At 60.8% G+C, this 20,685-nt stretch carries 23 protein-coding genes; 15 read left to right on the top strand and 8 right to left on the bottom strand.

The features are described 5' to 3' along the window. Positions 1-77 precede the first annotated feature (77 nt). The 3 genes from HNR59_RS18835 to HNR59_RS18845 are packed head-to-tail and all read left to right on the top strand — an operon-like array spanning position 78 to position 2,802. Complete coding sequence (locus HNR59_RS18835) at positions 78-605, top strand: MarR family winged helix-turn-helix transcriptional regulator (RefSeq protein ID WP_183832585.1); 528 nt, start codon at positions 78-80, stop codon at positions 603-605. A 4-nt stretch (positions 606-609) separates the two neighbouring features. Then, the gene (locus HNR59_RS18840) at positions 610-1,332 is read left to right on the top strand and encodes a response regulator (RefSeq protein ID WP_183832586.1); all 723 of its coding nucleotides are present in this window, start codon (positions 610-612) and stop codon (positions 1,330-1,332) included. A gap of 57 nt (positions 1,333-1,389) precedes the next feature. Beyond that, on the top strand, positions 1,390-2,802 hold the full coding sequence (locus tag HNR59_RS18845; RefSeq protein ID WP_183832587.1) for an ATP-binding protein: 1,413 nt from the start codon (positions 1,390-1,392) through the stop codon (positions 2,800-2,802). 6 nt (positions 2,803-2,808) lie between these two features. Here HNR59_RS18845 and HNR59_RS18850 read toward each other — a convergent pair whose 3' ends face one another. The 6 genes from HNR59_RS18850 to HNR59_RS18875 form a co-directional block, all read right to left on the bottom strand. Next, the gene (locus HNR59_RS18850; RefSeq protein ID WP_425488682.1) at positions 2,809-3,456 is read right to left on the bottom strand and encodes a methionine ABC transporter permease; all 648 of its coding nucleotides are present in this window, start codon (positions 3,454-3,456) and stop codon (positions 2,809-2,811) included. After that, complete coding sequence (locus HNR59_RS18855; protein WP_183832589.1) at positions 3,449-4,528, bottom strand: methionine ABC transporter ATP-binding protein; 1,080 nt, start codon at positions 4,526-4,528, stop codon at positions 3,449-3,451. The genes HNR59_RS18850 and HNR59_RS18855 overlap by 8 nt, the downstream gene beginning before the upstream one ends. Before the next feature lie 183 nt (positions 4,529-4,711). Next, positions 4,712-5,560, bottom strand: coding sequence for a MetQ/NlpA family ABC transporter substrate-binding protein (locus HNR59_RS18860; RefSeq protein WP_183832590.1), 849 nt, complete (start codon positions 5,558-5,560; stop codon positions 4,712-4,714). Positions 5,561-5,836: 276 nt separating this feature from the next. Further along, positions 5,837-6,196, bottom strand: coding sequence for a tRNA-binding protein (locus HNR59_RS18865; RefSeq protein WP_183832591.1), 360 nt, complete (start codon positions 6,194-6,196; stop codon positions 5,837-5,839). A gap of 19 nt (positions 6,197-6,215) precedes the next feature. After that, complete coding sequence (locus HNR59_RS18870) at positions 6,216-6,716, bottom strand: type III secretion system chaperone family protein (RefSeq protein WP_183832592.1); 501 nt, start codon at positions 6,714-6,716, stop codon at positions 6,216-6,218. A gap of 327 nt (positions 6,717-7,043) precedes the next feature. Beyond that, on the bottom strand, positions 7,044-7,349 hold the full coding sequence (locus tag HNR59_RS18875) for an accessory factor UbiK family protein (protein WP_183832593.1): 306 nt from the start codon (positions 7,347-7,349) through the stop codon (positions 7,044-7,046). A 211-nt stretch (positions 7,350-7,560) separates the two neighbouring features. On the opposite strand from HNR59_RS18875, the gene lgt reads away from it, so the two are divergent. From lgt to HNR59_RS18905, 6 genes are all read left to right on the top strand, one after another. Next, complete coding sequence (gene lgt, locus HNR59_RS18880) at positions 7,561-8,412, top strand: prolipoprotein diacylglyceryl transferase (RefSeq protein ID WP_183832594.1); 852 nt, start codon at positions 7,561-7,563, stop codon at positions 8,410-8,412. After that, entirely contained in the window at positions 8,409-9,497 is a 1,089-nt protein-coding gene (locus HNR59_RS18885) for a class I SAM-dependent methyltransferase (RefSeq protein WP_183832595.1), read from the top strand. Before lgt ends, HNR59_RS18885 begins: the two co-directional genes overlap by 4 nt. A 101-nt stretch (positions 9,498-9,598) precedes the next feature. Further along, on the top strand, positions 9,599-10,390 hold the full coding sequence (gene pgeF / locus HNR59_RS18890) for a peptidoglycan editing factor PgeF (protein ID WP_183832596.1): 792 nt from the start codon (positions 9,599-9,601) through the stop codon (positions 10,388-10,390). A 6-nt stretch (positions 10,391-10,396) separates the two neighbouring features. After that, positions 10,397-11,548 (top strand): M24 family metallopeptidase, encoded by a 1,152-nt coding sequence (locus tag HNR59_RS18895; RefSeq protein WP_183832597.1) that lies wholly within the window; start codon positions 10,397-10,399, stop codon positions 11,546-11,548. Positions 11,549-11,602: 54 nt separating this feature from the next. After that, complete coding sequence (locus tag HNR59_RS18900) at positions 11,603-12,145, top strand: hypothetical protein (RefSeq protein WP_183832598.1); 543 nt, start codon at positions 11,603-11,605, stop codon at positions 12,143-12,145. Between the two features lie 151 nt (positions 12,146-12,296). Further along, entirely contained in the window at positions 12,297-13,232 is a 936-nt protein-coding gene (locus HNR59_RS18905; protein ID WP_183832599.1) for a ribose-phosphate pyrophosphokinase, read from the top strand. A gap of 73 nt (positions 13,233-13,305) precedes the next feature. Here HNR59_RS18905 and HNR59_RS18910 read toward each other — a convergent pair whose 3' ends face one another. Beyond that, on the bottom strand, positions 13,306-14,124 hold the full coding sequence (locus tag HNR59_RS18910; protein ID WP_425291455.1) for an AraC family transcriptional regulator: 819 nt from the start codon (positions 14,122-14,124) through the stop codon (positions 13,306-13,308). A 156-nt stretch (positions 14,125-14,280) separates the two neighbouring features. Here HNR59_RS18910 and HNR59_RS18915 point away from each other — a divergent pair, with 156 nt between their 5' ends. From HNR59_RS18915 to ychF, 4 genes are all read left to right on the top strand, one after another. Further along, entirely contained in the window at positions 14,281-15,492 is a 1,212-nt protein-coding gene (locus HNR59_RS18915; RefSeq protein ID WP_246374855.1) for an MFS transporter, read from the top strand. 234 nt (positions 15,493-15,726) lie between these two features. Beyond that, positions 15,727-16,344, top strand: coding sequence for a 50S ribosomal protein L25/general stress protein Ctc (locus tag HNR59_RS18920; RefSeq protein WP_183832601.1), 618 nt, complete (start codon positions 15,727-15,729; stop codon positions 16,342-16,344). Between the two features lie 23 nt (positions 16,345-16,367). Then, complete coding sequence (gene pth, locus HNR59_RS18925) at positions 16,368-17,096, top strand: aminoacyl-tRNA hydrolase (protein ID WP_183832602.1); 729 nt, start codon at positions 16,368-16,370, stop codon at positions 17,094-17,096. A gap of 78 nt (positions 17,097-17,174) precedes the next feature. Beyond that, positions 17,175-18,278 (top strand): redox-regulated ATPase YchF, encoded by a 1,104-nt coding sequence (gene ychF, locus HNR59_RS18930; RefSeq protein ID WP_183832603.1) that lies wholly within the window; start codon positions 17,175-17,177, stop codon positions 18,276-18,278. A gap of 23 nt (positions 18,279-18,301) precedes the next feature. Here ychF and HNR59_RS18935 read toward each other — a convergent pair whose 3' ends face one another. Continuing rightward, positions 18,302-19,237 (bottom strand): DMT family transporter, encoded by a 936-nt coding sequence (locus HNR59_RS18935; RefSeq protein WP_183832604.1) that lies wholly within the window; start codon positions 19,235-19,237, stop codon positions 18,302-18,304. Positions 19,238-19,524: 287 nt separating this feature from the next. On the opposite strand from HNR59_RS18935, the gene HNR59_RS18940 reads away from it, so the two are divergent. Both HNR59_RS18940 and HNR59_RS18945 read left to right on the top strand, forming a co-directional pair. Continuing rightward, a complete protein-coding gene (locus HNR59_RS18940) occupies positions 19,525-19,986 on the top strand; it encodes a MaoC family dehydratase (RefSeq protein WP_183832605.1) in 462 nt (153 codons plus the stop codon). Then, complete coding sequence (locus HNR59_RS18945; protein ID WP_183832606.1) at positions 19,983-20,462, top strand: MaoC family dehydratase; 480 nt, start codon at positions 19,983-19,985, stop codon at positions 20,460-20,462. Before HNR59_RS18940 ends, HNR59_RS18945 begins: the two co-directional genes overlap by 4 nt. Positions 20,463-20,685 lie beyond the last annotated feature (223 nt).

A 20,685-nucleotide genomic window follows, 5' to 3' on the forward strand; every position in this document is an offset into this window, starting at 1 on the left:
AGCCCTAAAGCTTGTCAAAAATTATCATTGGGCGCAGAATACGTCAACAGTGCTGACATAAATCTTTCTGGAGAGATATGCTGAAGGAAATTACCGCTGAAGAGGCACCGATCCGGGATGCGGTCGCCAATGAGGACGGCATCGATTTTACGCTGATCGAGCTGTTCTTCTTTGCCTATCGCGATTTCACCTCGGATCCGGACCAGATGCTTGCGGAGTATGGCTTCGGGCGCGCCCACCATCGGGTGCTGCACTTCGTCAACCGCAGGCCGGGCCTCACTGTGGCGGAATTGCTGGATGTTCTGAAGATCACCAAACAGTCGCTGGCACGTGTTCTCAAACAGTTGCTGGATACGGGCCATATCATGCAGTTGCAGGGTCCGCGCGACCGCCGCCAGCGCGAACTTTATCCCACGGCCAAGGGCCGCGAACTCGCACTTGCCCTTTCCCGGCCACAGTCGCGCCGGATACATGACGCATTGACGGAAGTCGAAGGCGAGGCGAGAAAGTCTATCGAGCAGTTCCTCAAGGCGATGGTGAATCCGGAGCTGAGGGCACAGATCGACGCCGATCCCTCGCACCGCGGGGCAGACGACGAGGAGTGACGGCATGGAAGGCACCGACAGGCTGGAACAGCAGGCCAACGCGCCGGATGACGATGCGTTTCACCTGCTGGTCGTCGATGACGACACCCGCATCCGCAACCTGCTCAGGCAGTTCCTGAGTGAAAATGGTTTCCGTGTCACCGTGGCCGGCACCGCGGCGGAAGCGCGGCGCAAGCTCGCCGGCCTGGATTTCGACCTGCTGGTGCTCGACGTCATGATGCCGGGCGAAACAGGCGTCGATCTGACCAAATCCCTGCGCGCGGAGCGCGATGTTCCCATCCTCATGCTGACCGCTCTTTCCGAGACGGACAACCGCATCAGCGGTCTGGAGGCGGGCGCCGACGATTACCTGCCCAAGCCTTTCGATCCGCGCGAGCTTATCCTGCGGATCAACAACATATTGCGACGTGGTGGGCCGGCCACCACGCCCAAGGTCGAGCAACTGGTGTTCGGGCCCTACACCTTCCAGATATCAAAGCGCGAACTGAAGCGCGGCAGCGAAGTGCTGAAGCTGACGGACCGCGAGCAGGAAATCCTTGCGATCTTCGCTGAACGCGCCGGTGAGACCATCCCCCGCCATGAACTCGTGGGAGAGGATTCGGAGGTTGGCGAGCGCACCATCGACGTGCAGATCAACCGCCTGCGCCGCAAGATCGAGCGTGATCCCTCCAATCCTGTGTGGCTGCAGACGGTGCGCGGTATTGGGTATCGGCTCAGCGTGGAATAGAGTGCTGACAACGGCCCACACAGCGGCCGATCAAAGCCAGGCGCAGGCCGAGACAGAATGACGACAGCAGATTTGCAGGGTTCGCCGCCCGACGGATTTCGCGCCCGGCTCGAACGCGCAGCCGCTTCGGTGAGAAAAGCCTGGCGCAGGTTCTGGCGGCTGGTTTCGCTTTATATGCCGAAGCGGCTCTATGCCCGCTCGCTCATCATCATCATTGCGCCGATGATTCTGCTGCAATCGGTCATCGCTTTCGATTTCATGGAGCGGCATTGGCAGACGGTGACACAGCGCCTGTCACAGGCGGTGACGCGTGACATCGCGGCCATCATTGATCTTCTGGAAACCTATCCGAATGAAGCGGATTACGCCAACGTCATCCGCATCGCGCAGGACCGCATGCAGCTCAAGGTCGACCTGCTTCCGCCCGAGCCCCTGCCCCCGCCCGGTCCCAAGCCCTTCTTTTCGATCCTCGACCAGATCCTGTCGGAAGAGATCACCCGCCAGATCAACCGGCCGTTCTGGCTGGATACGGTTGGCAATTCCAATATCATCGAAGTCCGCATCCAGCTCGAAGGGCGGGTGCTGCGGGTGTTTGTGCGCCGCAGTCAGGCCTATGCCTCCAACACGCACATCTTCCTTCTGTGGATGGTCGGAACCTCGCTGGTGCTTCTGATGATCGCCATTCCCTTCCTGCGCAATCAGATCCGGCCGATCCTGGCTCTTGCGGAGGCTGCCGAAAGTTTCGGTAAGGGCCGTCCCATGCCACGCGATTTTCGCCCGCGGGGGGCCGAAGAAGTGCGGCGCGCAGGCTTTGCCTTCATGCAGATGCGCGAACGGATCGAGCGCCAGATCGAGCAGCGCACCGCCATGCTCACCGGCGTCAGCCATGACCTGCGCACCATTCTGACCCGGTTCAAATTGCAACTGGCGCTAACCCGCAGCAAGGCCGACATAGAAGCGCTCGGCAAGGACATAGACGATATGCAGTCCATGCTCGAAGGCTACCTTGCCTTCGCGCGCGGCGAGGCCGCCGAGGATACCGGCCCGTTCGATCTGGCCGCCTGTTTCCAGAGGCTTGAGGATGAAGCAAGGCTGCGCAAATGCAGGCTGGAAACCTCGATCACCGGCTCGCCCAATGTCCATGTGAGGCCAAACGCGTTTTCGCGACTTATCGCCAATGTGGTCGGGAACGCATTCCGCTATGCGCAGTCAGTGGAAATCCATGCCTCGCACGGCGACGGCTGGCTCAGCCTCACCATAGACGACGACGGGCCCGGCATTCCCGAGGAAAAGCGCGAGGAGGTTTTCAAGCCTTTCGTGCGGCTTGACGAAGCCCGCAATCTCGATGCCAGCGGCACGGGATTGGGATTGCCGATTGCGCGCGATATTGCGCGCAGCCATGGCGGCGACCTCACTTTTGCGGACAGCCCGCTGGGTGGCCTGCGCGCGACGATCAGGATACCGGCTTAATCGTCATCAGGCCGAACGTCGGTCGAGGCGTTGCACCAGCCGGTCGCCGACCCACTGCAACGCGCAAACCATGACGATCAGAATAGCGACAACCGCAACCATCACCGTGGTTTCAAAGCGCTGATAGCCATAGCGTATGGCAAGATCGCCAAGCCCGCCCGCTCCGATGGCACCGGCCATGGCGGATGCGCCCACCAGCGTGACGAGCGTAACGGTAAAACCGGCAACGATACCGGGCATTGCCTCCGGCACCAGCACCTCCCGTACAATCGTCCAGCGTGACCCTCCCATGGCCCGGACGGCCTCGATGAGGCCGGGGTCGACCTCACGCAGCGAGACTTCGGCAATGCGGGCGTAGTAGGGAGTGGCTGCGATGGACAGCGGCACGATCGCCGCCCAGGTGCCAATCGACGTTCCCACGATCAATCGCGTGACCGGGATGAGAGCCACCAGCAGGATTATGAACGGCACCGAACGGAACCCGTTCACAATTGCTCCCAATATGCGGTTCACCCAGAGATTTTCCGAGATGCCCCCGCGATCCGTCGCCACCAGCGCCAGCCCCAGCGGAAGCCCGAAGACGAAGGAGACCACGCCGGAAGCCCCGGTCATCAGCACCGTCTCCCAAAGCGAGCGGAGAAAAAGGTCAATCATTGCCGAAGACATGGCCCAGCACCTCAACCCGGGCCCCGCGACCCGTCAGAAATTGAACAGTTTGAGAAAGATCGGGTTCGCCGGAGGCAACACCGAGAAACAAGGTTCCCACCGGACGGCCCTGAACGCGGGAAATTCCGCCATGAATGAAGCGGAACGGACCGGCCGTCGCGGCAAGATCCGCCAGGAGCGGCCCAAGGGCTGCCTCCCCGGCGACATCGACGCGCAACACGGCCTCCGATCCGAGCGTCGGCGAAAGCTTAGCTGCAATCTCTTCCGGCAACTGGGGGCGGATACCCTGCAGGAGGCTTCTGGCGACTTCCGACTGCGGATCGGCGAAAACCTGCCAAACGGCACCTTCCTCGACGATGCGGCCGGCGTCGATGACCGCCACGCGGTCGGCGATGGAACGCACAACCTCCATCTCATGGGTGATAAGTATGATGGTCAGCCCGAGCTGACGATTGATGTCCTTGAGCAAGGTGAGGATCGAACGCGTGGTTTCGGGATCAAGCGCGGAAGTCGCCTCGTCGGACAACAGAAGCGCTGGGCGGGCCGCGAGCGCACGGGCAATGCCGACGCGCTGCTTCTGCCCGCCGGAGAGCGCGGCAGGATAAGCCTTGGCCTTGTCGGAAAGCCCCACCAGATCCAGCAATTCCGCGGCTCGCCGCAGGCGTTCGGCCCTTCCCACACCCTCGATCTTGAGTGGGAGGGCGACATTCTCCTCCACGGTCTTAGCCGATAGAAGGTTGAAATGCTGGAAGATCATGCCGATACGCCGGCGCAGCGGCTGCAGCTGCTTTTCGCCCAGCCGGCTTATTTCGCGTCCTTCGATATGAACTTCGCCGGAATCCGGCCGCTCCAGCCCATTCAGGCAGCGGATCAGCGTCGACTTGCCCGCACCGCTGCGACCGATAATTCCAAGGATTTCGCCTTTATCGACGCTCAGGGAAACGCCATCGAGAGCCGCCGTGCTTCCGAAGCGACGCCGAACCTCGACAAGCCTGACCACGGATTCGGTGGCAGCAGCCTGCCGCTGTTCCGGGGCGAGCGCTCCTGCATGCTGGTTCATCTTTCCGTCTTTCATATGCCGGGATATCATTTTCACCCCGCTGCATCGATCTGCTTCACGCGCAAACGCGGCCCACCACCAATGCAGCGGGCCGCCTTTCCTTGCGCCAAATCCAATGGTCGGGCAATGGCCGCTCGATCATTCGGATCAAACGGCCCGGGCGAAACACGCCTCTTGCCCTGATCAGTAAGCGGAAACACCCGATCCCTTGTAGATGCTGTCGAAAACAGCCTTGACCTCGTCATTCTGGTAGGAGGCGACAAGCTTCTTGACCCACGGCGCATCCTTATCCTCGGCACGAACCGCGATAAAGTTGCGATAGGGATTGTTTTCGATCGTTTCCTTGGCGATCTGAATATCGGCGGTCAGTCCGCTTTTCAGCGCCCAGTCGGTGTTGACCACAGCCCCGTCGAGATCATCCACCGAACGCCCGACGATACCGGCGTCCAGCTCCTTGATGTCGAGCTTCTTCGGATTCTCGGCGATATCGGTGACAGTGGCCAGAATACCGGCGCCCTCGCGCAGCTTGATCAGCCCCGCATCTTCAAGAACGCGCAGCGCACGGCCTTCATTCGAAGGGTCGTTCGGCACGCCAATCACCGCGCCATCGGGAAGCTCGGCGAGCGACTTGTGCTTCTTGGAGTAGAGGCCAACCGGCCACAGCGCCGTATAGCCGGCAACAACGATCTTGTAGCCCTGCGTGGCGATCTGGTTCTCCAGATAAGGCTCGTGCTGGAAGGCATTGGCGTCGATCTCGCCACGCGCCAGCGCCTCATTGGGCTGGGTGTAGTCGTTGAAGATAACCGTCTCGACGGTCAGTCCCTGCTTGGCAGCCTGCTCTTTCACGGCAACCCAGGTGTCTTCCTCTTCGCCTGCCATGATGCCGACTTTCAGAGAGGTCTTGTCCTGCGCATGGGCTGAAGGAACCAGTGTCAGTGCCCCGACAGTGAATACGGAAGCCGCAAGGGCGAGCAGCGCGGCTCGACGGCTGGTAACAGCAACAGCACGCGAAGTGGTCTCGAAGATGGTCATGACAGGTCTCACAAGCCTTGGAAGGATAAGGGGCAGCGTCGCGTCTTGCGAAGCTTGCCTTATCCTCGACAATCGCCACCCCTTTCTCAAAGGATGGAATTTCTGTAATTTCAATTTAATGGGATTTTGTATTCAAAAATAGGAATTATGGAGAAATTATTTTCAAACCCAGCAGCTGCGAGACCAGATCCCGTAAATTACGAGTCTGCCTGAACATACCGCCACAAAACAGAAAATGCGCGCAGCGAGCCTCAAAACCAAGGTGCGCGTCAGTCGTCAGTGCAGACAGCTGCCATTGGGAACCCTGCGCTCAACGGCGCCGAGTACGATATCGCCGTTTTCATCGGAGAAGCCCAGAGTGAGCACTTCGGACATGAACGGCCCGATCTGGCGCGGCGGAAAATTCACCACGGCAAAGATCTGGCGCCCGACCAGCTCCTCCGGCGAATAGTGACGCGTGATCTGGGCGGACGATTTCTTGACGCCGATCTCAGGCCCGAAATCGATCTTCAGCTTGATGGCGGGCTTGCGCGCCTCGGGAAATGCCTCGGCCTCGACAACGGTGCCGGTCCGGATATCGACCTTGTCGAAATCGGCGAAAGTAATCTCCGCCTTGCGCGCCACCTCAGAACTCATATCCGATCGACCTCAAACCTCAGGCGTTGCCATGTGTCTCGAACAGGACGCTGGCCAGCGCATCCTTGGCCGAAGTCCCCGACCAGACGACGAACTGAAACGCCTGGAAATAGCACTCGCACGCTTCGAGAGCCGAAGACAGCAGCACCTCGACCTGCTGGCTGGAGGGCTCCACCCCGCCGGCAAGCAGGAGGGACTGCCTGAACATGATCGCGCCTTCCTGCTCCCATAGGTCGAAATGCCCGAACAGCATCTGCTCGTTGATGAGCGACAGAAGACGCATCACCTCCAGTGCCCGGTTCTCGGGCACCTTGATGTCGAAGGCGCAGGCAAGATGCAGCGCCTCGAAATCCTCCATCCACGAAAAGGAGACATGATATTCCGTCCAGCTACCGGCGACGGAAATGGAGATTTCATCATCGCCGGCCCGTTCGAAGGACCAGTCATTGTTGTGGGCGACCTGCTCGATCACATCCACGGGATGTATTTCGCGCGAGACTTCGAGTTCGAGGAGTTCCATCTACTGCTTCCCGTCGTTCGCACGGATGCCGCCACTCACTCCATGGCAGGCACCACACCGAACATTATAATTTTTAGAACTCGGACGGTCTGGACTGCTCGACGCAACAACAACCCATGACCGGACCCCACCGCCCGGCGCATGATCGCCTTCACGAATCATGCAACAAATTCAGTGTATTGATCCGGAGACTCGTGACCAGCCCAATTTTGGGAAAACGGCCATTCGCATGTGGACAGCCATCAGGCGCAGGATTCAGTGCCGACAGGTAAGCGATTCATGACAAAGAGCTTTTCCAGAATCGCCCTTTGTGGAAAACTTTTAAAATTATTTCCTGGCACGGGAGCCTGAGGCGGCGGCCGACTTGTCAGCAGATGCCGTAAGGTCGGCAATTCTTGCCTCAAGCGCGTCAATACGTGCAGAAAGCTTCGCATTTTCCTCGCGAGCCTTCAGCGCCATGTCGCGGGCAGCCTCGAATTCCTCGCGCTGCACGATGTCCATGGAATTGAGGATGCGCTCCGCCTGGCCCCGGAAGGCCGTTTCCACTTCGCGCCTGACTCCCTGCGCAGCGCCTGCCGCGTCGGTCATCAGCTTGGCGAATTCGTCCAGAATGCGATTGGATCCGTTTGACATGGCTGCACCTCGCTCGATGGTTTTGACGTAGTGGCCCTCGGTTGCGAATGCAAGTGGGACTGCAGATGCAAGTGCATCCGCACAACACCCCCATGCATTAACTGCACTTCGCCTGCGCCAGCCTTTTGCTCTGCCTTGACCCTGCCGAAACACTGCCGCATGGTCCGCGCAAACCCAAATCGGCCAACCCAAATTGTATGAGGATGCCTCTTTGAGCTTTCCTTCCCTGCTGCCGGTGGCTGCACTTCCGTTTCCCGAGATCGATCCGGTGCTCGTACAGATCGGTCCGCTCGCCATTCACTGGTACGGCCTTGCCTACGTGGCAGGCATCGTCTTCGCCTGGTGGTACGCCCGGCGGCTGGTTTCCAACCCGCGCCTGTGGCCGGACGGCACTTTGCCCATGAAGCCGCAGGACATCGACGATTTCGTCATGTGGGCGGCCGTCGGCGTGGTTCTGGGCGGACGCATCGGCTACGTGCTGTTCTACGATTTCGCCCGCTATATCGCCAATCCGGCCGACATTTTCGCCGTCTGGCAGGGGGGTATGTCCTTCCATGGCGGCATTCTCGGCACCACGATCGCGATGTACCTGTTTGCCCGCTCGCGGGGCATACGGCCCTGGTCGCTCTTCGATGTGGTCGCCGCCGGCGTTCCGGTCGGGCTTGGCCTGGGGCGGCTGGCCAATTTCATCAATTCGGAACTCTGGGGTCGCACCTCGGACGTATCGTGGGCTGTGCTGTTTCCGAATGGCGGTCCGCTGCCGCGCCATCCGAGCCAGCTCTATGAAGGCCTGCTGGAAGGTATCGTGCTTTTCCTCGTTCTGCGCCTGCTCACCCACTCCTGGCTGAAACTGAAGGCTCCGCGCTTCGTCTCGGGCGCATTCATCTGCGGCTACGGCCTGTCACGTATATTTGTCGAATTCTTCCGGGAGCCGGATGCGCATATCGGCTACCTCGCAGGAAGCTGGCTCACCATGGGCATGCTGCTCTCCCTGCCGATGGTTCTGCTGGGCATATGGGCGATGGCGACCGCGAAGGCCCTGCCCCGCTCCGCGCAAGCATGACAAGGCTGGGAGAACGCATCGCCGAACTGATAGCCGCGGACAGCCCCATTCCGGTCAGCGAGTATATGGCGCTGTGCCTGTTCGACCCGCATTACGGCTACTATACGACCCGCGAGCCCTTCGGCGCCGGTGGCGACTTCATCACGGCTCCCGAAATCAGCCAGATGTTCGGCGAACTGGTTGCAGCCTGGCTCTATCAGGCATGGCTGGCGAATGGCCGCCCCATGCCCGCCACTATAGCCGAGATCGGCCCCGGTCGCGGAACGCTGATGAAGGACATGGTGCGCACATGGTCGCGGATCGACTCCACCTTTTTCAGCGCCGCGACTTTCGCACTCGTGGAAACCAGCCCGCGACTTGCCGCAATCCAGCGCGACACGCTGGGCCCGGCGGCGGCCCGCATCACATGGCATGAGAGCGTCGCAACCCTTGGCGATGCGCCGCTTTTCATCGTCGGCAACGAATTGTTCGATGCCCTTCCCATTCGACAGTTCGTGCAAACCGCGGCGGGCTGGCGCGAGCGCATGGTGGGTCTCGAAGAGAACGGTGTTCTGGCATTCTTTGCCGGCATGGCGTCGCTCGACCCTGCGCTTCTGCCGCCGGGCGCCGCCTCTGCCACGCAAGGCGCCATCCTCGAACTCGCCCCGGCACGAAACGCCCTGATGGCCGAAGTATCCGCGCGCATTTCAGCCCGGGGCGGCGCCGGTTTGTTCATCGATTATGGTTATCTGCAGCCGGGCGTCGGTGATACCTTGCAGGCGCTGAAGGACCATGTCTTCGATGACGTTCTGGCCCATCCCGGCGAAGCCGACCTGACCAGCCATGTCGATTTCGCCGCTCTTTCGGATGTCGCGCAGGCACATGGTCTGAGGGCGATGACTTCCACGCAAGGCTCTTTCCTGCTCGCCATGGGTCTTCTGGAACGCGCCGGAAATCTGGGCGCCAATGCAGACGAGGCCGGGCGCGATGCGATCTCCGCGCAGGTGGAACGGCTGGCCGGCCCCGACCAGATGGGCGACCTGTTCAAGGTTCTTGCCGTGCTGCCTGAAGACGTGGAGGACGTGGCTTTTCCGGCTGGAGATTGACACTCGCCTGTCTCCCGCCGCACTCTGGTTCACTGTGACGCGAACGGAAGCCCGCACAGCTCCCGCTTGACGAAACGGTCCGGGGAGACAACAAAGCCGCAATGGTGAATCAGAAAAAACCGGATCCGATCCGCTCTCCGCTACTGGACAAGGCCGGGACAGACGGCATCCGCCATGGCTATTTCACCCGCACAGGCGGCGTATCCGAAGGTATCTACCGCGGCCTCAACATCGGCACCGGATCGCAGGACGATCAGGCGCTGGTGGCTGAAAACCGCAGGCGCGTGGCCGATTGGATGGGTGTCGGCCCCGATCATCTGCTGACCGCCTGGCAGGTTCATTCGCCAGACGTCGTCGTGGCACGCGAGCCGTTCACTGGCGATCGCCCCAAGGCCGATGCCATCGTGACCGACCGGCCGGGCATTGCTGTCGGCGCCTCAACGGCGGATTGCGGTCCCGTACTGTTTGCCGACCCGCAGGCAGGGGTCGTCGGCGCCGCACACGCCGGCTGGAAAGGCGCGCTAACAGGTGTTCTGGAAAATACGATCGTTGCCATGGAAAGCCTTGGGGCGCGACGCGACGGCATCGTCGCCGTGCTCGGCCCTTCAATCAGCGGCAGGAATTATGAGGTCGGCCCGGAATTCCGCGATCGGTTCCTGTCCGCCGCACCCGCCAATGAGGGCTGGTTCATTCCTTCCGGCCGTGCGGACCATTTCCTGTTCGACCTCAACGGCTACACTGTAGAGCGTCTGCGCAACGCGGGCGTGACCGCCGAAGCTCTGGGACGCTGCACCTATGATGAGGAAGAGCTGTTCTATTCCTATCGCCGCACAACCCATCGAAACGAGCCGGACTATGGCCGGCAGGCCTCGGTGATCGTTCTGGAGAGGTAAGCAATCATGGCGCTGCATTTCGAACGCTCCGAATTCGATGCCCGCCGCGACCGGCTGATGATCGAGCTGGCTGAACGCAAGCTCGACGCGATCCTGCTGTTCGCGCAGGAAAGCATGTACTGGCTGACCGGCTACGACACCTTCGGCTTCTGCTTCTTCCAGTGCCTAGTCGTGAAGGCCGATGGTTCCATGACGCTGCTGACGCGCTCTGCCGATCTGCGTCAGGCACGCAACACTTCCATCATCGAAAACGTCGTGCTGTGGACCGACCGCGAGGGTGCCAATCCGGCCATAGACCTGCGCAACCTGCTCAACGAGCTGGACCTGCTCGGCGCGCGCATCGGCGTCGAATACGATACGCACGGCCTTACCGCCTATAACGGCCGCCGGCTGGACGAGCAGCTGCAGACCTTCGGCCAGATTGCCGATGCCTCCGGCATTGTCGGGCGCCTGAGGCTTTTCAAGAGCCCGGCCGAGATCCTCAAAGTTGAAAAAGCAGCCGCTCTGTCCGATGATGCCCTAGACGCGGCCCTTCCGCTTGTTAAGCAGGGCGGAGACGAGGCGGCCATCCTCGCCGCGATGCAGGGCACCGTTCTTGCCGGCGGCGGCGACTATCCCGCCAATGAATTCATCGTCGGTTCCGGACCGGACGCCCTGTTGTGCCGCTACAAGGCCGGCCGCCGCAAGCTGAACAAGAACGACCAGCTTACGCTGGAATGGGCCGGCGTCTTTCATCATTATCATGCGCCGATGATGTGCACAGTGCTTACCGGCAAGGCGTCCAAACGCCATCAGGAGCTTTTCGAGGCCTCGCAGGCTGCCCTGCTCGCCATCGAGAAAACGCTTACGCCCGACAACACATTCGGTGATGTTTTCGACGCCCATGCCCGGACAATGGAAGCGCACGGGCTGACGAGGCACCGGCTCAACGCCTGCGGCTATTCGGTCGGCGCACGCTTTGCCCCGTCCTGGATGGACATGCCCATGTTCTATCAGGGCAATCAGGAGCCTATCGCTCCCAACATGACGCTATTCGCCCATGTGATCATCATGGATTCGGAAACCGAGACGGCAATGACGCTCGGACGAACCTATCTCACCACCGAATCTCATGCCCGGTCTCTGTCGCGTCATGATCTCGACTTGATCGTGAAGTGATACGTTCCATCCCGGGATATGTATGATCCCGCGGCGTATGGAGTATTGAGGGACATGAGCCGAAGATCCCTGTCGAGCTTGTTTTTGGTGGCACTGACCGTTTCGGCCTGCAACAGTTCAAGCGTGCTCGATCCGTCCTCTGCTTCCCCCGGCCCCGCGACATCGACTGCCGCAGGCACCGCATCTGCGCCCCCCTCACTTCAGCCGCAAGCCGGCAACAGCAGGGTGAGGCTTCAGGTTGCTCCGATCGTCGGTGCATCGGTGGAGGCAGCGGGGCCTCTGATGGAAGCACTTCAGCAGCAGGCGCGCCAGCGCGGCATAACACTGACCGGCAGTTCCGGTCAGAGTGCGACCCACGTCCTGAAAGGCTATTTTTCCGTTCTGACCGAGGAAGGTCAGACCACAGTCATCTACGTCTGGGACGTCTACGATCCGGCCGGAAGCCGCCTGCACCGCATCTCTGGTCAGCAGAAGGCGCCTACGGTGAATTCAGCCGAAGGCTGGCCCGGCGTAGCACCGGCCACGCTCGGTTCCATTGCCGACACGACCATCGACCAGCTCTCGGGCTGGCTGGGCAGTCAGTCTGTGCAGGAGTGATGCGATCATATCGCCTGCGACATTTTCCCTGCGCCTTAATGGCCATATATGCCCGGAATCTTGGGATTTGCGCGGAGAATCCAGTTTGCAACGCTTGCAATACTGACCAAGGCGGCTAAAAACCCCCTAAATTTTTCTCCGGGAACAAGACATGAAACTCTTTGCGGGCAATTCCAACAGGGTGCTGGCCGAGGCGGTCGCCCGCTATCTGAACATTCCCCTCGGCAAGGCCAGTGTGCGCCGCTTCGCCGATCAGGAAATTTTCGTCGAGATTCAGGAGAATGTGCGTGGTGAAGACGTCTTCGTCCTTCAGTCCACCTCCTACCCGACCAACGATCATCTGATGGAATTGCTCATCATGATCGACGCGTTCATGCGCTCCTCGGCGCGTCGCATCACCGCCGTCATTCCCTATTTCGGCTACGCTCGTCAGGACCGCCGCGCATCGGGCCGCACCCCGATCTCGGCCAAGCTGGTCGCCAACATGATCACCCGCGCCGGCGCCAGCCGCGTGCTGACGCTCGATCTCCACGCCGGCCAGATCCAGGGCTTCTTCGACATCCCTACCGACAACCTGTTCTCGGTTCCGGTGATGGCACGCGATGTGAAGGCCAAGTACAAACAGCTCAACAACGTCATGGTCGTGTCTCCCGATACGGGTGGCGTGGTGCGCGCCCGCGCGCTGGCCAAGCGCCTGGACGCACAGCTTGCCATCGTCGACAAGCGCCGCGAACGGCCGGGCGAATCCGAAGTCATGAACGTCATCGGTGACGTCCATGGCAAGGATTGCCTGCTGATCGATGACATCGTCGATTCCGGCGGAACGCTCTGCAACGCAGCAGACGCCCTTCTGGAAAAAGGCGCGACCAGCGTCACCGCCTATATCACCCATGGTGTGCTTTCCGGAGGTGCGGCAGCCCGAATTGCCGGCTCGCGCCTGCAGGAGCTCGTCATTACCGATTCCATCGAGCCAACTCAGGCCGCACTGGACGCGCCGAACATCCGCACCATCACAATCGCCGATCTTCTTGGCGAGGCGATCTCGCGCACGGCCTCCGAGCAGTCGGTTTCAAGCCTCTTCGACTGATACCGGTCCTTTTTCGTCACAAATGAATGCCGCCGTTTTTCGCGAACGACGTCATCTGGTGGCCTGCATCCGTTCAGATGACCAGTTCCTGCCGCAGCGGCCGCTCCGCCTCGAAGGATCGGCGCAGATAGTTGCGCGGCGACGCACCCAACATGCGCTTGAACATGGTGGTGAACGCCGGCACGCTGTCATAGCCGAGGTCCAGCGCCACACTGGTGATCGGCTCTCCATCGGCCAGCCGCGGCAAGGCCGCAAACAGCAACGCCTGCTGGCGCCATGTCGAGAGCGACAGCCCCGTTTCCCGGTGAAAGGTGCGGGTGAATGACCGCCGGCTCATACCCAGCAATTCCGCCCAGTCGTCGATGGTCGTGTGCGGCGAAGGCTCTGCAAGAAAGCGCCGGCACAGCGCAGCGATACGCGGATCGGACGGAAAAGTGAGTCCGAGAGGCCGCTCAGGAAGACGCGGAATTTCAAGCAGCAGAAGGTTCAGCAGCAGAATCCTCCGCTCCGATGGGGCGGACTGAGCAGGTTTCTGAACCGCCTCGATGATGAGGCTGCGCATCAGATCGCTGACCGCGACGACCCGCAGCCGCGAGGGAAGCCCTTCGATCGCATCGGGGAGCACATAGACGGAGCGCATGCTGACGTCGCCCAGCATTTCCACCGAATGCACGATGCCGGCCGGAACCCACATGGCATGGTCCGGCGGCACGATCCATCGCCCGAATTTCGTCTTGATCAGCACCACGCCATGCAGCGCATGCAGAAGTTGCGCCCGGTCGTGGTCATGCTCGGGCACCCGATAGCCGTCCGGATATTCGCAAGGCAGCGCGACGATGTGATCGCTTTTCTGCTCCAGCCACCGAAGCCGGCGCATATGCATTTCAAACATTGAAACGTCGCCGTTACCGGCAGGGGTCTCTTCTTTAGGCATCACAATTGGCCCACTTGCGAAAGTAATGGACCAAACCACGAAAGAACCCCCGACACAACAGGATTATAAGCCCCGCAAGACCTTGCGTATTGCCTGAGTGCACGGAGCCTTGCCTTGACCGATACAGCCCTTCCCGCCCAACGCGTCTCCGGAACCGGCACGGCACTCACCGTGATTCTGGCGGTGAGCCTGTGTCACGGCATCAACGACATCATGCAGTCGCTGCTCTCGGCGATCTATCCGCTGCTCAAGGACAATTATGGCCTCGATTTCTGGCAGATCGGCCTTCTGACATTCACCTTCCAGCTCACAGCTTCGCTGCTGCAGCCGGTGGTGGGCCTGATCACCGACAAGAAACCCATGCCCTTTTCTCTTTCATTCGGCATGATGTCTTCTCTGATCGGGCTGATCATCCTTGCCTATGCCGGGCACTATTGGGTGCTGCTGGCCGGCGCGTCTCTGATCGGCATCGGCTCCTCCATATTCCACCCGGAAGCCTCGCGCATCGCCCGCCTCGCGTCCGGCGGCCGTCACGGTCTGGCGCAGTCGCTGTTCCAGGTGGGCGGCAATGCGGGTCAGGCCATTGGCCCTCTTCTGGCGGCTTTCGTCGTTGTGCCATACGGCCAGAGCAGCATTGCGTGGTTCGCGCTCGCTTCGCTGCTCGGCATCGTCATTCTTTACCGGGTCGGCAACTGGTACAAGCAGTTGCAGGCGAGAACGGCTTCCGCCACAAAATCGGATGCCCCCATCATGACGCTGCCGCGCAAGCGCGTTGCCTGGGCGCTCACCATCCTGACCATTCTGGTCCTGTCCAAGAATGCCTACATGGCGGGGCTTTCCAGCTACTACACCTTCTATGTGATCGAAAAATTCGGCGTGTCTGTGCAGATGTCGCAGATCCTCCTCTTCGCTTTCCTTGGCGCCTGTGCGCTCGGCATCCTGTTCGGTGGCCCTTTCGGCGACCGTTTCGGACAGAAGGCCATGATCTGGTTCTCCATCATCGGCGTGATTCCCTTCACGTTGGCCCTGCCCTACGCGAACTTCGAATGGACGATCATTCTCACCATCGTCATTGGCCTGATCATGTCTTCTGCTTTCTCCAACATCGTGGTGTTTGCGCAGGAACTGGTTCCGGGACGCGTTGGCATGATTGCCGGCATCTTCTTCGGCTTTGCATTCGGCATGGGCGGCATTGCTGCAGCCCTGCTGGGCATCGTCGCAGACGCGAAGGGTATCGAATACGTCTACCATGCCTGCTCATATCTGCCGCTGATCGGTCTTCTGACCGTCTTCCTTCCCAGCACGAAGACAAAGCGGGCCGCCTGAGCAAAACAGCGCAGGATCGCTGGCTTTTCGCCAGCGGCCTTGCGTGAGAAGGCCCCTTCCGTTATAGAGCCGCCAGCCGCGTAGACACCCTTGGAGGCAACGCGGTCGAAGCCCGCCTTCCCGCACTGCCATTGCCTGCCCCGCAGGCGAAGACAAAACTCGGGACGCCGCGTCTTCCCGTCTGTTTCGGGCACGCCCGCTGCAGACGCTCCGCACATTAAGAAAGGAAATGCCATGAGCACCAGCTACGAGCTCAAGGCCGAGACGCGCGAAAGGGTCGGTAAGGGGTCCGCCCGTGCCATTCGCCGTGACGGCAAGATTCCCGCAGTTATCTATGGCGACAAGCAGCCTCCCCTGGCGATCACCTTGTCGTACAAGGACATCTTCTACAAGATCCATGGCGGCGGCTTCATGACCACCGTTGCCACGATCGACGTGGACGGACAGAAGATCCGCGTCCTGCCCAAGGACTACCAGCTTGACGCCATTCGCGACTTCCCGCTGCATGTCGACTTCCTGCGCGTGAGCGCGAAGTCGGAAGTCACCGTGAACATCCCGGTCCACTTCATCAACGAAGAGAAGTCGCCCGGCCTGAAGCGCGGTGGCGTGCTCAACGTCGTGCGCCACGAAGTCGAGTTCGTCTGCCCGGCCAACGCCATCCCGGATTCGATCACCATCGATCTGGAAGGCACCGAGATCGGTGACGTCATCCACATCTCTTCGATCAAGCTGCCGAAAGGCATCACGCCCCTCATCGCCGACCGCGACTTCACCGTGGCCACGGTTGCCGGCTCTGCCGCTGCCAAGTCCGAGGCCGACGGCGAAGAAGCTGCGGACAGCGAAGAGAAGTAAATCTCAGTGCCCGGAGACTGACGATGCTGCTCTTTGTGGGCCTCGGCAACCCGGGCGCGAAATATGCAAACAACCGGCACAATGTCGGTTTCATGGCGGCGGACGCGATTGCCCGCCGCCATTCCTTTTCGCCCTGGTCGCGCAAGTTTCAGGCCGAGATTGCCGAAGGCAGGCTTGAAGGCGAGAAGGTGCTGCTCATCAAGCCGCAGACCTTCATGAACCTGTCCGGCCAGTCGGTGGGTGAAGCCCTTCGCTTCTACAAACTCGATGCCTCCGCGGTCACCGTGTTTTACGACGAGATCGATCTTGAACCCGGCAAGGTTCGGGTGAAGAAGGGCGGCGGCGCCGGCGGCCACAACGGCATCCGCTCCCTCGACCAGCATATCGGCAAGGACTACCGCCGGGTTCGCATCGGCGTCGGCCATCCGGGCGTCCGGGAAATGGTGCACGGCCACGTCCTCGGCGATTTCTCGAAGAGTGACCGCGAATGGCTGGACGTATTGATCGAGGCGATTGGCGACAATGCAGCCCTCATAGCAAAGGGTGACGACAATTCCTTCATGAACCGGGTTACGCTGACACTGCGCGACAAGCTTCAGCCGACCGGTGAGAACGACACTCCACCGCCGAAGAAAGCAGCGCCCAAGGCGCAGAGCCATATCCGGCAGGCCCGTCAGAACGCGCCAGCCGTGAAGGTGCCGGAAAACGGCCCCATGGCCGCGATGCTCAGGAAGCTTCTGGGCAAGGAATAAGCTGCCCGGCCTTGACGAGCGGGCGCCCTATCGACCATAGCCGGGACTACTTTCCCAGCAGGACAGGATCAGGAAATCATGGGTTTCAAATGCGGCATCGTCGGCCTGCCCAATGTCGGCAAGTCGACGCTCTTCAACGCACTGACCAGAACAGCCGCCGCACAGGCAGCCAATTATCCGTTCTGCACCATCGAGCCGAATACCGGAGAGGTGGCAGTTCCTGATCCGCGCCTGAAAAAGATCGCGGCAGCGGCAGGCTCGAAGGAAATAATCCCGACCCGCATCTCCTTTGTCGATATCGCGGGCCTCGTCCGTGGCGCGTCCAAGGGCGAAGGCCTTGGCAACCAGTTCCTCGCCAATATCCGCGAAGTCGATGCCATTGTGCATGTGCTGCGCTGCTTCGAGGACGACGACATCACCCATGTCGAAGGCCGCATCGATCCGGTGGCCGACGCAGAGACGGTCGAGACCGAGCTGATGCTCGCCGATCTGGAAAGTCTCGAACGGCGCATCGTGCAGACGCGCAAGCGCGCGAGCGGCAAGGACAAGGATTCGCTCGCGGTTCTTCCGATGATGGAACAGGCGCTGGAGCTGCTCCAGAACGGCAAGCCGACACGCGTCCTGCTCGATGGCATGGCGGCGGAGGACCTGCGCATCCTGCAGGGCCTCAACCTGCTCACGTCACACCCGGTCCTCTATGTCTGCAACGTTGCTGAAAGCGATGCAGCCGATGGCAACGATCACACCAGAGCCGTCGGGAAGATGGCCGAAGCGCAGGGCGCGCGCGTGGTGATCATTTCCGCTGCGATCGAAGCCGAAGTCGCGCAGCTTCCCGACGAGGAGGCGCAGGAATTCCTGTCATCCATGGGTCTTGAGGAACCGGGGCTGGATCGTCTGATCCGGGCCGGCTACGAGCTTCTGCACCTCATCACCTATTTCACCGCCGGCCCGAAGGAAACGCGCGCCTGGACCATCGAGCGCGGCACCAAGGCCCCGCAGGCGGCTGGTGTCATTCACACCGATTTCGAGCGCGGCTTCATCCGCGCCCAGACCATCGCCTACAATGATTTTGTGACGCTGGGAGGGGAAATCGCGGCCAAGGAAGCCGGGAAGGCGCGTGACGAAGGCAAGGAATATGTCGTTCAGGATGGCGACGTGCTGATGTTCAAGTTCAACACCTGATCCTGCAGGAGCGGCAGTGCCTGTCAGGCTTTGCCGCTCTTCCTGCCCCGCGTCTGCGGCCTTGCCAGCCAGATGCCCCACAGAATGGCAAGGCCTCCAAGCCCCTGAAGCGGGGTTATGGCTTCACCGAAGACAAGCCAAGCAAGCGCCGAAGCCACCACGGCTTCCATGAAGATCACCAGCGACGAGAACATCGAAGGCAGCGTTCCCAGAGCGTAGGACAGCAGCCCCTGTCCTCCGACATGGCTGATGACGGCAAGGCAGACCAGCACCAGCCATCCGATGGCGTTCGAGGGGAACATCGGCTGGCCATAGAGCAGCCATGCGCCTGCCGCGGCCAGCGCCAGCAGAGCCGCTGTGATCAGGCTCATATGGAATGTGATCCAGGCCGCGCCCTCGGTTTCCCGCGCCCTCTCCACCGTAAGGAAGTAGATGCCGAAGAACAGACCGGTAAGCGCCCCGAAGAGATCTCCGAGCAGATGATCCGGTGACAATTCAAAAGAATGCCAGACCAGCGCTGCGCCGCCGCCAAGACAGAAGACGAGGCCAACAGCGGTGGCCGCGGTGACACGCCGCCCAAGGACGATCCACCCCAGCAGGCCGACCCAGAGCGGCGCAGTGGTCGCGAAGAAAGTGGAGTTGGCAATGGTGGTGTTGAGAATAGCCAGATGCCAGAAGAACAGGTCTCCCGCGAACGCAAGACCCGTGGCGATCACCGCCGGTGAGAACCGTCTTGCCGGTGCAGGCGCCTTGCTGCGCTTCTGTTCAATCCGCATCCATGCGAACAGAAACGGCAGCGCCAGGAATACGCGATAGAAAGCGCTGGCGAAGGGACCGACATCGGACAGCCGCACCAGAATCGGCGATACCGCCATTGCCAGCGCCCCGGTCACGAGAGCAAGGAGCGCGGGCCAGTTCGAGCCGGCTGCCGAAGGGGCACTGTTCACCGAAACTGACATCCGTCTACCTTCCTGCTGCAAAAGCAGATTTTCCGCTGCAGCCCTGACTGATCTGAGGATCAATCAAACAAAACCAGAAACCTTCACATATCAGGAATATTGAAGTTTGTTCTGCGTTACCCGCCAGATAAGCTTGTGCCAGATGAAAAGCCACAGCGTTGAAAACCTGCCTTCAGGACAGCGCGCTTTCTTGACATGATTGCCGTGGAAAAGGCGTTGCAAAGCAGCTTGCGCAACGGAGAATCCGCGTCCATGATAATCGTACAAACTTGAACGGGATTGTGCGCATGGCCGGGAAAATATGGGCTTACGAGGATTTCGAGGTCGGCAGTTCGCTTGAGCTGGGATCGAAACTGGTGACAGCCGAGGAGATTGTCGAGTTCGCTTCCGAGTTCGACCCTCAGCCCATGCATCTGGAACAAGCGGCCGGTGAAGCCAGCATTCTGGGCGGCCTCTCTGCCTCGGGCTGGCACATTTGCGGCATGTTCATGCGTCTGTTGTGTGATTCTCTGCTGCTCGACTCCACGTCGCAGGGTTCACCCGGCATCGACGAAGTCAAATGGAAGAAGCCCGTTCTGGCGGGGGATCGCCTCACGGCCCGCTCGACTGTGCTCGCCAAGCGCATATCGTCCTCACGGCCCGGTCTCGGATTGGTGTCCATGCGCGCCGAAATGATCAACCAGCGTGGCGAAAGCGTGTTCGAACTGCAGAACACCGGCATGTTCCTGAGCCGGGAGGCTGCCCAATGAGCCTGAATGAGTTCTTCCATTTCGGCGTCAGCCGCACGCTCGGCGCGTACAGTTTTCAGGCCGATGAAATCAAGGCGTTCGCAGCAAAATTCGACCCGCAGCCCTTCCACATGGATGAAGACGCCGCCCGCAACAGCGTATTCGGCGGGCTCTGCGCTTCCGGCTGGCATACGGCATCCATGTGGATGCGCTTCAACGCGCAGGATCGCGATGCGGCGATAGCCGGCTGGAAGGGCAAAGGGCCGGCGCCCGAATTCGGCCCCTCCCCCGGCTTCCGCAATCTGAAATGGCTGAGACCGGTCTATGCCGGCCAGACCATAACCTTCACCCGTACCGATCTGGGGCATCGCCCGCTCGCCTCCCGGCCGGGCTGGATATTGCTCAATGCCCGAGGCGAAGCCTTCGACGACAAAGGCACAAAGGTGCTCGAATTCGATAACGCGGTGCTGGTGAAGGTTGGAGAAGAGCCCGTCTGAGCCCGGCAGCGACGAAAGCATGTCGCCCGAAAGGGAGAACCGGTTTCGGGACGACATGCGCAAAAACAGGAATTTGAAGCGTAAGGAGCGAATCTGAAAGATCGCGACACGCTTTAATAGCGCGTCGGCGGCCTATGCGCGCCGCAGATGCAGCGACGGAACAGCATGCGCGTGGCGAATGCTGCCGGCTTCTCCGGCCAAATGTCCTTGCATTCCATGAGTC

The organism is Aquamicrobium lusatiense (assembly GCF_014201615.1).
Lineage (GTDB): Bacteria > Pseudomonadota > Alphaproteobacteria > Rhizobiales > Rhizobiaceae > Mesorhizobium > Mesorhizobium lusatiense.

Excerpts from the sequence above, each read along its gene's own strand:
- HNR59_RS18835 (WP_183832585.1), top strand. The coding sequence starts at position 78 with ATGCTGAAGGAAATTACCGCTGAAGAGGCACCGATCCGGGATGCGGTC.
- HNR59_RS18840 (WP_183832586.1), top strand. The coding sequence starts at position 610 with ATGGAAGGCACCGACAGGCTGGAACAGCAGGCCAACGCGCCGGATGAC.
- HNR59_RS18845 (WP_183832587.1), top strand. The coding sequence starts at position 1,390 with ATGACGACAGCAGATTTGCAGGGTTCGCCGCCCGACGGATTTCGCGCC.
- HNR59_RS18850 (WP_425488682.1), bottom strand. The coding sequence starts at position 3,456 with ATGATTGACCTTTTTCTCCGCTCGCTTTGGGAGACGGTGCTGATGACC.
- HNR59_RS18855 (WP_183832589.1), bottom strand. The coding sequence starts at position 4,528 with ATGAACCAGCATGCAGGAGCGCTCGCCCCGGAACAGCGGCAGGCTGCT.
- HNR59_RS18860 (WP_183832590.1), bottom strand. The coding sequence starts at position 5,560 with ATGACCATCTTCGAGACCACTTCGCGTGCTGTTGCTGTTACCAGCCGT.
- HNR59_RS18865 (WP_183832591.1), bottom strand. The coding sequence starts at position 6,196 with ATGAGTTCTGAGGTGGCGCGCAAGGCGGAGATTACTTTCGCCGATTTC.
- HNR59_RS18870 (WP_183832592.1), bottom strand. The coding sequence starts at position 6,716 with ATGGAACTCCTCGAACTCGAAGTCTCGCGCGAAATACATCCCGTGGAT.
- HNR59_RS18875 (WP_183832593.1), bottom strand. The coding sequence starts at position 7,349 with ATGTCAAACGGATCCAATCGCATTCTGGACGAATTCGCCAAGCTGATG.
- HNR59_RS18885 (WP_183832595.1), top strand. The coding sequence starts at position 8,409 with ATGACAAGGCTGGGAGAACGCATCGCCGAACTGATAGCCGCGGACAGC.
- pgeF (WP_183832596.1), top strand. The coding sequence starts at position 9,599 with ATGGTGAATCAGAAAAAACCGGATCCGATCCGCTCTCCGCTACTGGAC.
- HNR59_RS18895 (WP_183832597.1), top strand. The coding sequence starts at position 10,397 with ATGGCGCTGCATTTCGAACGCTCCGAATTCGATGCCCGCCGCGACCGG.
- HNR59_RS18900 (WP_183832598.1), top strand. The coding sequence starts at position 11,603 with ATGAGCCGAAGATCCCTGTCGAGCTTGTTTTTGGTGGCACTGACCGTT.
- HNR59_RS18905 (WP_183832599.1), top strand. The coding sequence starts at position 12,297 with ATGAAACTCTTTGCGGGCAATTCCAACAGGGTGCTGGCCGAGGCGGTC.
- HNR59_RS18910 (WP_425291455.1), bottom strand. The coding sequence starts at position 14,124 with ATGTTTGAAATGCATATGCGCCGGCTTCGGTGGCTGGAGCAGAAAAGC.
- HNR59_RS18920 (WP_183832601.1), top strand. The coding sequence starts at position 15,727 with ATGAGCACCAGCTACGAGCTCAAGGCCGAGACGCGCGAAAGGGTCGGT.
- pth (WP_183832602.1), top strand. The coding sequence starts at position 16,368 with ATGCTGCTCTTTGTGGGCCTCGGCAACCCGGGCGCGAAATATGCAAAC.
- ychF (WP_183832603.1), top strand. The coding sequence starts at position 17,175 with ATGGGTTTCAAATGCGGCATCGTCGGCCTGCCCAATGTCGGCAAGTCG.
- HNR59_RS18935 (WP_183832604.1), bottom strand. The coding sequence starts at position 19,237 with ATGTCAGTTTCGGTGAACAGTGCCCCTTCGGCAGCCGGCTCGAACTGG.
- HNR59_RS18940 (WP_183832605.1), top strand. The coding sequence starts at position 19,525 with ATGGCCGGGAAAATATGGGCTTACGAGGATTTCGAGGTCGGCAGTTCG.
- HNR59_RS18945 (WP_183832606.1), top strand. The coding sequence starts at position 19,983 with ATGAGCCTGAATGAGTTCTTCCATTTCGGCGTCAGCCGCACGCTCGGC.